The organism is Paenibacillus sp. FSL R7-0189 (genome assembly GCF_037969925.1).
In the GTDB taxonomy this organism is placed as follows: domain Bacteria; phylum Bacillota; class Bacilli; order Paenibacillales; family Paenibacillaceae; genus Paenibacillus_AQ; species Paenibacillus_AQ odorifer.
Window position 1 is genome coordinate 5,591,441 of the sequence record NZ_CP150223.1, and the last position, 12,197, is coordinate 5,603,637.

8 protein-coding genes and 1 pseudogene are annotated in these 12,197 nt (G+C 43.2%); 8 read left to right on the forward strand and 1 reads right to left on the reverse strand.

What is annotated here, in order from left to right:
* Window positions 1-11: 11 nt before the first annotated feature.
* The 4 genes from MKY63_RS24475 to MKY63_RS24490 are packed head-to-tail and all read left to right on the forward strand — an operon-like array spanning window position 12 to window position 4,511.
* On the forward strand, window positions 12-1,292 hold the full coding sequence (locus MKY63_RS24475; protein WP_235219555.1) for a hypothetical protein: 1,281 nt from the start codon (window positions 12-14) through the stop codon (window positions 1,290-1,292).
* The gene (locus MKY63_RS24480; RefSeq protein ID WP_036687642.1) at window positions 1,285-1,983 is read left to right on the forward strand and encodes a response regulator transcription factor; all 699 of its coding nucleotides are present in this window, start codon (window positions 1,285-1,287) and stop codon (window positions 1,981-1,983) included. The genes MKY63_RS24475 and MKY63_RS24480 overlap by 8 nt, the downstream gene beginning before the upstream one ends.
* Window positions 1,980-3,446: a HAMP domain-containing sensor histidine kinase gene (locus tag MKY63_RS24485; RefSeq protein ID WP_051491526.1), complete on the forward strand. Its 1,467-nt coding sequence runs from the start codon at window positions 1,980-1,982 to the stop codon at window positions 3,444-3,446. The genes MKY63_RS24480 and MKY63_RS24485 overlap by 4 nt, the downstream gene beginning before the upstream one ends.
* A gap of 6 nt (window positions 3,447-3,452) precedes the next feature.
* Window positions 3,453-4,511, forward strand: a complete 1,059-nt coding sequence (locus MKY63_RS24490) for a GNAT family N-acetyltransferase (protein WP_081388067.1) — start codon at window positions 3,453-3,455, stop codon at window positions 4,509-4,511.
* Window positions 4,512-4,611: 100 nt separating this feature from the next.
* Here the strand turns inward: MKY63_RS24490 and MKY63_RS24495 are convergent, their stop codons facing one another.
* Window positions 4,612-5,835, reverse strand: a complete 1,224-nt coding sequence (locus MKY63_RS24495) for a glucose-1-phosphate adenylyltransferase (protein ID WP_076098784.1) — start codon at window positions 5,833-5,835, stop codon at window positions 4,612-4,614.
* Window positions 5,836-6,138: 303 nt separating this feature from the next.
* Here MKY63_RS24495 and glgB point away from each other — a divergent pair, with 303 nt between their 5' ends.
* The 4 genes and pseudogenes from glgB (at window position 6,139) to MKY63_RS24515 (ending at window position 12,087) form a co-directional block, all read left to right on the forward strand.
* A complete protein-coding gene (glgB, locus tag MKY63_RS24500; RefSeq protein ID WP_339813611.1) occupies window positions 6,139-7,989 on the forward strand; it encodes a 1,4-alpha-glucan branching protein GlgB in 1,851 nt (616 codons plus the stop codon).
* A 47-nt stretch (window positions 7,990-8,036) separates the two neighbouring features.
* Window positions 8,037-9,461 carry a glycogen synthase GlgA gene (glgA, locus tag MKY63_RS24505; RefSeq protein ID WP_036687636.1) on the forward strand — a complete coding sequence of 475 codons (1,425 nt, stop codon included), beginning with the start codon at window positions 8,037-8,039 and terminating at the stop codon, window positions 9,459-9,461.
* A 453-nt stretch (window positions 9,462-9,914) separates the two neighbouring features.
* Window positions 9,915-11,378, forward strand: a pseudogene (locus MKY63_RS24510) (ABC transporter permease subunit); the annotation flags it as partial.
* Window positions 11,365-12,087: an amino acid ABC transporter ATP-binding protein gene (locus MKY63_RS24515; RefSeq protein WP_036687633.1), complete on the forward strand. Its 723-nt coding sequence runs from the start codon at window positions 11,365-11,367 to the stop codon at window positions 12,085-12,087. The pseudogene MKY63_RS24510 and the gene MKY63_RS24515, both read left to right, overlap by 14 nt.
* Window positions 12,088-12,197 lie beyond the last annotated feature (110 nt).

Here is a 12,197-nt window from a genome sequence, read left to right on the forward strand (position 1 = left end):
GAGTGATGAGGTTGAGTATAAAAAGTCTTAGGTGCCTGGCAGCTGCAACACTGTCGTTATCCGTACTTTCGGGTTGTACTTTCATCAGTGATCCCGTTTCGAAGATGAAAGCTCCGCAGCTGTCTGCTGACAAAGCAACACTTATGGCTGCTATTAATTCACATATTCCAGCGGGTACGGAGTTGATCCGTCCGGTTAATGATGAGAGCTCAATTTTCACAGAGGATCTCAATAACGATGGAATTATGGAGTCGTTGGTGTTCTATAGAACGCCAAGCGAAGCTGTAGAGATTCACGGGATGATCTTAGAGAAGCAAGGAGATGCCTGGGTCAAAAAGCTTGTTTTTGATGGGGATGGAACTATGCTGGAGTCCGTCGATCTGAAAGATATGACAGGTGACGGGAAGCTGAATATCATTACAGGTTATTCACGTGGGGAAGAAAAAGGCCTCGTCGTGTATAGCTATTCCAGTGGATCATTAGAAGAAGTGCTTTCACTTCCTTACACCAAATATATGATTGATGATCTTAACAAGGATGGAATTGAAGACATCACCGTTGTTTATTTTAAAAGAAATGAATTTGCAACCATTTCGATCTATCAGTACAATGATGGCTTTAAGGTGCTCGATAAGATCGAGGATATCGATCCATATTTTTTTAATTATTACAATATTGTCGCAGGAAAGATTGCCAAAGATAAAGAAGGAATCGTATTGGACGCTTCGGTGGATTTCCAATCCGCCTACAGTTTAATTGTTCTTATGGAGCATAACAAGCTGCGCGTGGTTTTGCCAGGTGATACGAGGACTTACAAAGATCGTCTGATTGCAAGCGAAGATATTGATCATGATGGCATTATTGAAGTTGGATTGCTTGAAGCACCAAAAGGATGGGAGTATTTCGACCCCGCAGATATTCCTTATTTCACCTCCTATTATAAATGGGATGGAAAAGATGGCCTAACCTTTGCAGTCCAGCTATATCGTGATCCATCGGATCGCTTTACTATTAATTTTGATCCAGAGCTGCATGGAAAGGTAAGTATTGACACGAAATCTGTTCTGGATAAAAACCTTAAGTTCATCATGACCGACACCGGAGAGACGTTTGCTGAGGTTTCCTTCTTTTCTCCTTCGGAATGGGATAAGGCTAAGAATGAAGGCTGGGAGCTGCTTGGGCGGGATTCAGATAAAGTCATCGGCTACCGTGGTGAGCTAGAACAAAGTACAACAAAAGAAGGAAGCAATAAGATTGCCTCCCCTATTGAAAGGAAGGGAATAGATGAGTAAAGTTCTGATATTGGAAGATGAAGAGTCCATTCGCAGTTTCATAGTCATTAATTTGAAGCGTAATGGGTTCGAAGTGCTGGAGGCTGCTGACGGAAATGAAGCATTGCATAAATTAACCACTATACCTGATATTGATATTGCGTTATTGGATGTTATGGTTCCCGGCATTGATGGATTTGAAGTTTGTAGACGGATTAGGGAGACTAATGAACGCTTGGGAATTATTTTTCTTACCGCCAAGGTTCAGGAGCAGGATAAAGTTTACGCTTTGTCCGTAGGTGCAGATGATCATGTTAGTAAGCCATTTAGCCCAACGGAGCTAATTGCGCGTATTCAATCTTTGCTGCGCCGAGTAAATGTGCATCGTGAACAGTCGGCCAAGGTTTCTTTTCATTCGGGGCCTTTCAGCTTGGATCTTATTACCAAACAATTCAAACGTGATAATGTAGCCATTGAACTGACGCCTACGGAGTTCTCTCTGATTCAATTCTTTCTTGAAAAAGAAAACACTCCGCTTAGCCGCGATCTTCTGTTGGATCATGTGTGGGGCAAGGAGTATATGGGTGATCCCAAAATTGTAGATGTAAATATCCGGCGCTTACGCCAGAAGATTGAGAACAATCCTTCGGAGCCGGAATTTTTGCAGACTGTATGGGGGCACGGATATAGATGGAAAGGCCAAGGACAATGATTAAGAAGGGGATGCGCAGACAGATTGTTCTGCACTACATTCTTGTAGTTTTTTTGGCGCTTCTCCTCGTAGAAGTTATCTTCCTGCTGGCCATCAGAACATATTATTATGACAGTGTATACAGCAAGATTAAGAATCACATTTCCGTTTCAGAGTCGTTTTTTCAAAAAAACATGATACCAAGCGATAATAGCATCTATTTGCTACAAGAAGTACTGGAGAGGTTCTCATTGAGTAAGACGGAGCTGGAAATCTTATCGCTAAATGGGGATATCATCACTAGTTCCACTGGCTTTCAGCCGGATCGGACCATTACGACCAGTGATGTACCAGAAGCCGTTGGCGGCAGCGTTGGGCGCTGGGTAGGGCGTCAGGCAGGCACGAATGAGAGCGTAATGGCGGTTTCCAAAATGCTGCAGATTCATGGACAGGATAAGTATGTCCTAAGGTATATTACTTCACTAGAAGAAATCAATAATGATTTGCTTAATCTTACCTTATTGTCTACTGCTATTGCTGCAGCTGTTATGGCTGTAGTTGTTGGTTTTAGCTTCGGACTGGCCAATTCGATTGTGAAACCGCTGAATAATATTACGGCAGTTTCAGCGCAGATGGCCAAGGGGAGATTCAACGTACGGATTAAGGGAGACTATAAATTTGAGATTGGTGATTTGGCTTCAACGCTGAATTATATGGCTCAGGAAATTGTACGCAGCAATCAGATTAAGGATGATTTTATCTCGTCCATTTCTCACGAGCTGCGGACACCTCTTACAAGTATCAAGGGCTGGAGTGAAACCTTAGTTTCCGGCGGGTATGATCCGGAGGAGACAAAACTTGGAGTCAGCATCATTTCCAAAGAAAGTGAACGCCTGATTGGGCTGGTGGAGGAAATTCTCGACTTTTCTAAGCTGCAGCAGAACCAAATGAAGCTGTCGATTGGGGTTGTAGATGTAAAGGTACTGCTACAAGAGACGATACTGAATGTTTGGGCTAAAGCGGAAAAGAAACGAATTCATCTGCTGCTGGAATGTGAAGACGCGATCTTTGTTAAAGGGGATGCCAATCGATTAAAACAGGTATTCTTGAACTTGGTAGACAATGCAGTGAAATTCTCACATGAAGATTCCAGTATTGAATTGTCAGCAAAGAGGCTGTCTGCTACAGAAACAGCGATTATGGTACGAGATAGCGGGATAGGGATTAGTGAAGCGCATATATCCAGAGTTAAGGACCGTTTCTTTCAAGTGGATGCACTTAATGGAGGAACAGGCTTGGGGTTAGCGATCTCACAGCAGATTGTAGAACTTCATAATGGGACACTTGATATGGCAAGTGAGCTTGGAAAGGGAACGGAAGTAACCGTCATCTTGCCTCTTACTGAACCACAGCCGGAAGTTAACTCAGATGAGGTAACTCAAATTACAGCTACCTTTCCTGAATTAGATGATTGGGAGACGTGACCTGAGATGGGGATAACGAAGAATTCGATCCGTATAGTTCGTGGAGAGCCTGATCGGGTTAACGACATCTTGAGGCTGTTGCAAGAAGCGGCAGGATGGATGGAGCGTAACGGGATTAACCAATGGACACCCGGACAATTTAATGAGACCGATATTGCAGGATATTTCGCTGACAGACATGTTTATTTAGCCCTTGACGATGGGGCTGTAGTTGGCATGTTCACGTTGCAATTCAGTGATCCACAGTACTGGAGCAGTAAAAATGATGAGTCCTACGCTTATTTGCACCGATTGGCTGTGAAAGACTCCCACCGCGGCCGAGGACTTGGACAGCAAATGCTTAAATATGCAGTAGTGCTAGCCAAAGATCTAGGCTGTAAGAGTCTTAGGTTTGACACTGTGGCACATAACATTAAGCTCAATCGTTATTATCAGAGCATGGGTTTTCACTACATGGGCACTAACGATATGGGAAATGGTCGTTTAGTGAACTTATATGAACATTTTGAGGAGAGTGCTGAGTCAGACCGTCTGATCCTCAGGTTTATATCAGAATCTGATTTTGAACACTTAAAGCGCTGGAGTGTTTCTCCAGAGTATCTGAAGCAGTGGGCAGGACCTTCGCTTACTTATCCTTTAGACGATGAGCAGCTTGTTAAATACTTAACGGATGCTAATCATCCAGGCTTATCCGATCGCCTTATCTTCTGTGCAATTCAGGAAGCTACGCAGCAGGTAGTGGGCCATATTAGCTTTTCAGCCATTGACCGGGTTAATCGTTCTGCACGTATCGGCAGGGTAGTAGTGGACCCTGAGTTTCAAGGTAGAGGCATTGGTAAACGGATGATACAAGAAATGCTTCGAATTGGATTTGAAGGTCTGGACCTGCATCGTCTGTCTCTAGGCGCTTTCGATTTCAATACAGCTGCCCTGAAAGCTTATGAAGCTGTTGGCTTCAAGCGGGAGGGTGTTCAACGTGAGTCCGCTTTATTCGGTGAGCAATATGTAGATTGTGTGGAAATGAGCATATTAGACAGAGAATGGACGGCTAGCCGTAATTCATAAAATCATTAATTTTGCACAACCGAAGGGGCTGTTGCTCTGGTCATGATCGACCAGGACAACAGCCCCTTTTTATATAAAGTATTTTTCTATATAATGGTTGTTATGAAGGAAGAACTTCACGCAAACGTCCTGTCTTCTCATACACATCCTGAAACAGACGGGAAGGTTGGTTTCGGACCGCCGGCTTGGCAGCCACAGTCTCATGTGGTCCAACGACAACGATATTATTTATGCTTCCCTTGATGACTGCGCCATCCTTAATGATTGCCCCTTCACCAATAATGGCATTCTCAATCAGCACTCCACGACCAATGCGAGCTCCAGGCATAATAACACTTTGTTTGATCTGGCTCATCTTACCGATTTCTACCCCATTAAAGACTACAGAACGTTGTAGACTACCTTCTTGGGAGCAGGATTCATTCACGAGAGAGTCCGTTGACGGGATCTGTACACGTGGTTTATGAACTGCAAGCTTATTCCGGCGAACCCGACTATACATAGGCCAATGAGTCTTGTCTAACTTCATGCCATTGTCTTTTTGCAGAAGGTCCATATGTGCTTCCCAGAGACTGCCGACTGTACCTACATCTCTCCAGTAACCCTTGAAACGGTAAGCGAATAAATCATCATTCTGATCCAGCATGGTAGGAATAACGTCTTTACCAAAGTCATGGCTGGAATTAGGATTAGCTGCATCCCGCAACAAGTGCTCCTTCAGATAAGCCCACTCGAACAGGTAGATACCCATTGAAGCAAGATTACTTTTTGGTACTTTAGGTTTTTCCGCAAATTCGGAAATTTTCAGATCATCGTTTACGTTCATTACTCCAAAACGACTAGCCTCATCCCAAGGAACCTCCATTACGGAGATAGTTGCTTTTGCTCCTTTTTCAATATGATAATTCAGCATCTTACGGTAATTCATATGGTAAATATGATCACCGGATAGAATGAGCACATGTTCTGGGTTGCGGCTATCAATAAAGTCAATGTTTTTATAAATCGCATCAGCAGTTCCTGTATAACTGTCTCTGCCTTCAACACCTGAAGGAAGCAATGTGACACCTTTATCCTTTTGACTAACTAAGCCCCAAGGCTCACCTTCACCGATATGATTATGCAAAGAGTCAGCTTCGTATTGTGTCAGAACACCTACTGTATCAATGTTCGAATTTACACAGTTACTTAGCGGGAAATCAATAATTTTATACTGTCCACCGAAAGGGACTGCAGGCTTAGCCATACTGGAAGTCAAGGGAGCCAATCTGCGGCCTTCCCCTCCTGCCAATAACATGGCGATACAATCTTTTTTGTTGTTCATTTGTTATCCCTCCCATTATTTTGTCAATGCTTGTAATATAAACTTACGACAAGCGCTTGAAACGACATAGGTGAAATATATTGCTTTGTAAACAGAAAAATTACAATTAATATTTCTTTATCAGAAAATCTTTTCTTTTAACATCAAAACATTTTCAAAATGGTAATATTCGGGTAAGGTAATAGGTACAAGCACATTGAAAAAGGTGGTGTAGAATTGGCTGAAAAAGCAAAAATCGAGACCCTTCCGTCAGCTGCTGATATCTATCTGTTCCATGAGGGCACCAATTATCGCAGCTATTCTATGCTGGGTGCACACACTGCCGCTGAAGAAGGCGTTACCGGTGTGCGCTTTACCGTGTGGGCTCCTCATGCGACATATGTAGGACTAGCTGGTGATCATAATGATTGGGACGGAACACAGGGCGTGGACTCGTTATATAAGATACCCGATTCAGGATTTTGGAGTCGTTTTTTTCCGGGAATACAGCCGGGAACTTTTTACAAATACAGGATTCTTGCCTCAGATGGATCAAGTTTCCTAAAAGCGGATCCTTTTGCTTTCAAAGCCGAGGTTCGACCGGCAACGGCTTCGGTAGTAGCAGAACTGGATGGCTACCGATGGGGAGATGCAGCATGGCGTCGGAAAAGCAAAGCGCCTTATCAACAACCAATGAACATTTATGAAATGCACTTCGGTACCTGGCGTCAAAAAGAAGATGGAGAGTTCTACACCTATCGGGAAATGAGCGAGCTTTTAATTCCTTATTTGGTGGAGATGAACTATACACACGTGGAATTTATGCCGCTGGCAGAACATCCATACGATCTATCCTGGGGTTATCAAGGGACGGGGTATTTTGCGGCAACCAGCCGTTATGGCGAACCCCATGAGTTGATGTATTTGATCGATCAGCTGCATCAGGCAGGTATCGGTGTGATTTTAGATTGGGTTCCAGCTCACTTTGCCAAAGACGCACACGGATTACGTATGTTTGATGGAGCGCCACTTTATGAATATGCCGATCCAATGTTAGCTGAAAAACCAGGCTGGGGGACACTTTCGTTTGATTTCAGTAAGCCGGAGATTTCTTCTTTTCTTATTTCTAATGCGCTGTTTTGGTTTGAGTATTATCATATCGACGGAATGCGTGTAGATGCGGTTACCAGTATGCTTCGATTAGATTTCGAAAAGCGGGATCATCAATATCGGCGGAATGTTAACGGTGGATTGGAGAATCTGGAAGCCATCAAATTTATCCAGAATCTGAACAAGGCTATCTTTCATTATTTCCCAAAAGCATTGATGATGGCGGAGGAATCCAGTGCTTGGCCGGGGGTTACTGCACCAGTGCATGAAGGAGGCCTTGGCTTCAATTACAAATGGAATATGGGTTGGATGAATGATACGCTAGGCTACATAGAACATGATTTTGGTGGGCGCCCTTATCATCATAATTTACTTACGTTCCCAATATGTTATGCTTATGCCGAAAATTACGCATTGCCGCTATCGCATGACGAGGTTGTCCACGGCAAGAAGTCTTTGTTAGACAAAATGCCGGGTGCTTATGAACAGAAGTTTGCAGGGCTCAGACAGCTGCTGGGATATCAGATCTCACATCCCGGTAAAAAGCTTCTGTTTATGGGTGGAGAGTTCGGTCAGTTTATCGAATGGAAGGATCAGGAGCAGCTGGACTGGCTGCTGTTGGATTATGAGAGCCATCGTCGGATGCTTGCCTACACGGCTGCACTTAATAAACTGTACCGCTCCGAAAAAGCGCTGTGGGAGCTGGATCATGCTCAAGAAGGTTATCAGTGGATTGATGCAGATGACAATGATCAAAGTGTGATTTCGTATATACGCCGAGGGAAGAAACCAGGAGATACGCTGCTTATTGTCATCAATTTCCAACCGGTAGAACGGCACAATTATCGTATAGGCGTGCCACGGGCTGGGACATATGAAGAGCTCTTTAGCTCCGAAAATGTAGAGTACGGCGGTTCCGGATTGCACAATGTCCCTCAAAAGAGCGTTAAGCTGGAATGGCACAATCAGGTGAACAGCATAGAGCTGACTCTTCCGCCCCTTAGCTTCCTGGTGTTTAAAAAAACGTCACGAATGGGTAAGAATAAAGAGGCAAAAGAGTTATAGATCTAAGTACGAATAGAGAATCCGTACAGTTTAAGGGGGAAATAATCATGAAGGTTTTATTTGCCGCAGCTGAAGCCCATCCTTTTGTCAAAACGGGTGGTTTGGCCGATGTCATTGGAGCACTACCTAAAGCGCTGAAGGCTGCCGGGGTAGATGTACGAGTGATTTTGCCTAAATATCGTGGGATTCCTGACAAGTTCACCGCTCAAATGGAGCATTTAACGGAAGTGTATGTCCCAATTGGCTGGCGAAAACAATACTGTGGAATTGAACGCATTATCTATGAGGGTATCCCCGTTTATTTTATCGACAATGAGTATTATTTTGGGCGTGATGGAATTTATGGTTATATGGACGATGGTGAACGGTTTGCGTTCTATAATCGTGCAGTACTGGAGTGTCTGCCGGCCATTGATTTCCAGCCTGATGTTCTGCATTGCCATGATTGGCACGCGGCCGTAATTCCAATGCTCTTACAGGGGCATTATCGTCACAATCCATTTTACAGTGAAATGCGGAGTGTATTTACAATACATAACCTGTTGTATCAGGGAGTGTTTCCTTATGAGGTACTTGGAGAGCTGTTAGGTCTGGATAGCAGTTATTTTGGTAGTGTGGAGTACTATGGTAATGTGAATTTCTTAAAAGGCGGGATTGTATTCAGTGATCGGGTCACGACCGTTAGTCCGACCTATTCAGAAGAAATTCGCACACCTTATTATGGTTACGGCTTGGATGGTTTATTGAACGCACGGTCAGATGTTTTAAGTGGTATTGTGAATGGCATTGATACTAAAAGTTATAATCCAGCGACAGATTCCAGCCTTGTCACCCGTTATCGTTCCAATTTAACCAAGAAGACGGAGAACAAAGTAGCCTTGCAGGAAGAGCTGGGATTACCAGTAGATGCTAATATCCCAATGGTAGCTATGGTCACGCGTCTTGTGGACTCCAAAGGCTTAGATCTGCTTACCCGAGTGCTGGATGAGCTGCTATATCACGATGATATTCAATTTGTGCTGCTTGGAACTGGTGATGAATCCTACGAGCGTTGGTTCAAGGAAGCAGCATGGCGTTATCCGACAAAGCTGTCTTCACAGATCCTATTTAATGATGCACTCTCACGTAAAATATATGCTGCCAGCGATATCTTCCTTATGCCGTCCAAGTTTGAGCCATGTGGCATCAGTCAGCTGCTCGCTTTGCGCTATGGTAGCATACCCGTTGTACGTGAGACAGGTGGCCTCAATGATACTGTGCACGCTTATAATGAAGAAACCGGTGAAGGCAATGGCTTTACGTTCAGCAATTATAATGCTCACGATATGATGTTTACGCTGCGCCGGGCACTTTCTTTTTACAAGCAGCCTGAACATTGGAAAAAGATCACAAAAAATGCATTCGCGGGAGATTATAGCTGGAATGTATCCGCTCAGCAGTACATGGATATCTATGATGATATAACAAGATAAAGTTTAACAAATTCTGTAATGGGTTAATAAGGGATTGCACCCGGGAGTATGGTAAATACTCTGGGAGCAGTCCTTTTTTTATGACAGAAGGGAATGAATAATCGAATGATTTAGCTAGTATAGGGGATAGTAAAAATGTATAAATCTTGCTTCATCGTGAATAAAAACGGTTTTTTAGTTGTGTATTATAGAATTACCCTCATAGAAATCCATTAAAAGGAAGTTATTGTCACAATTATGCCTTTGCATATTCATGCGTTCTGATTTATAATAAGTCAGTCATTGGGTCAACTTAGATTTTTTCATATGAATAGGGGAGATATAGAAATGAACAAATGGGGTAAACTTAGTTTAGGAATGGTATTAGCGGTAGGTCTGCTCTCAGGCTGCGGTCAAAATAAAAATGATAATGATACCGCTGCTAGTGGTAATGCAAATTCCGGTGCAGTTACTAAAAAGCTGATTATGGGAACAAGTGCAGATTTTCCTCCGTACGAATTCCATAAAGTAGTGGACGGAAAAGATACTATCGTAGGTTTCGATATCGACATCGCTAAGGAAATTGCTGCTGACATGGGCGCTGAGCTTGAAGTTAAGGATCTGCCTTTTGATTCACTGCTTAACGAATTGTCCAGTGGACGTGTAGATATGGTGATTTCCGGTCTTAGCCCGACTGAAGAACGCAAAAAAGCGGTTGAACTCTCAGATATTTATTACAAAGCAGAGCAAGCTATTGTAGTGCGCGAAGCAGATAAAGATAAATACGCTACTATGGACGCGGTGAAGGGCACCAAAATTGGTGTACAGACAGGCTCTATTCAAGAAGAAATCGCCAAAGAGATTGAAGGCGCAAAGATCACTTCTCTTGGTAAAATCTCCGAGATCGTTCTGCAATTGCAATCTAACCGTATCGATACAGCAATTATTGAAGGACCTGTTGCCAAATCTTTTGTTAAGAATTTAGCGGGTCTTGTAATTACCGATGCTAAGCCTGAAGTAGAAGATGATGGATACGCAATTGGTATTAAAAAAGGCAATACAGAGCTTCTAGATAAAGTAAATGCTACACTTAAACGTCTAGAATCAGAAGGTAAGATTGATGAATATGTAGCGGCAGCCAGTGAGCTTGCTGAAAGCACGAAGTAAGGAATGGATATTGTTTTAGGTCTGCTGAAGTAAATTGTATGTGTATTACAGAAAATAGCGGAACTTTGCTATTTTCTATTTTTTTGGAGATAGGGGGATAAGATATTGGATATTACTTTATTTAGAATGGCTTATGATTATCGTGATCTTTTCTTGACTGGATTACAATATACCTTGCTTCTTGCTGTTCTTGGTGTCTTTTTTGGCTTCATTCTTGGGATTATCGTCTCTCTACTACGGATGTCAAAATGGAGAGTGTTACGTTTCTTAGCCACTGCTTGGGTTGAATTTTTGCGGGGCACTCCAATGCTTGTGCAACTGTTTCTCATCCATTACGGGCTGGCGACGTTTGGGATTGAGTTTACTCCGATTCAGTCCGGGGCGATTACACTCTCCATTAACAGTTCTGCTTATCTGGCAGAAATATTTCGCGCCGGAATTCAGGGTGTCGATCGTGGACAAACGGAGGCCGCACGTTCACTTGGAATGAAACAAGGGATGACAATGCGTCATATTGTACTTCCTCAGGCACTTAAAAGTGTACTTCCGGCAATCGGTAATGAATTCATTACCATTATCAAGGAATCATCAATTATTTCATTTATCGGAGTAACGGATTTGATGTTTCAAGCTCGTACGGTTACAACGATTTCGTATGATGGTATGACACCACTCGTGATTGCTGCCTTTATGTATTTTGTTCTAACATTTACGCTTTCCAAGATCCTAGGTAGACTCGAAAGGAGGCTGAATACCGATGATCGCCGTTAAGAACCTGCAGAAGCATTATGGAAAGCTGGAGATTCTCAAGGGAATCGATTTGGAGATTAAAAAGGGTGAGGTTGTCGTTGTAATCGGGCCCAGTGGTTCGGGAAAAAGTACCTTTCTGCGTTGCTTGAATCTATTGGAGCAGCCTACAGGTGGAGAGATCACTTTTGAAGGGGAATCGATCACCTCAAAGAAGCATGATATCAATGCAACGCGTGAGAAGATGGGGATGGTTTTTCAACAGTTCAACCTTTTTCCGCACAAAACCGTTCTGCAAAACATTACACTCGCACCGATTAAAGTAAGAAAACAGCAACAGGCTGTGGCCGATAAATTCGCAATGGAGCTCCTCAAGACTGTAGGGCTTGAAGATAAAAAGGATGTTTATCCAGCTCAATTGTCCGGTGGACAAAAGCAGCGGATTGCGATTGCTCGTGCATTAGCCATGCAGCCGCATGTGATGCTTTTTGATGAGCCTACCTCAGCGCTTGATCCGGAAATGGTAGGAGAGGTACTTGAGGTTATGAAAAAGCTTGCCGAAGACGGAATGACAATGGTTATTGTTACACATGAGATGGGTTTTGCCCGTGAAGTGGGTGACCGCATTCTGTTTATGGATGGCGGGGTAATCGTTGAACAGGGTACTCCTGAACAAGTATTTGGTAATCCTACACATGCTCGGACTAAGGATTTTTTAAGTAAAGTATTATAAAGAATTCGTCAAAACGGCCCTGGACAAGTATCCGGTGGCCGTTTTGTTATAGGGTCCTGAGGGTAATGTGGGGATATATCGCTGGGACTGAGTTCATTTATTTATGTAAA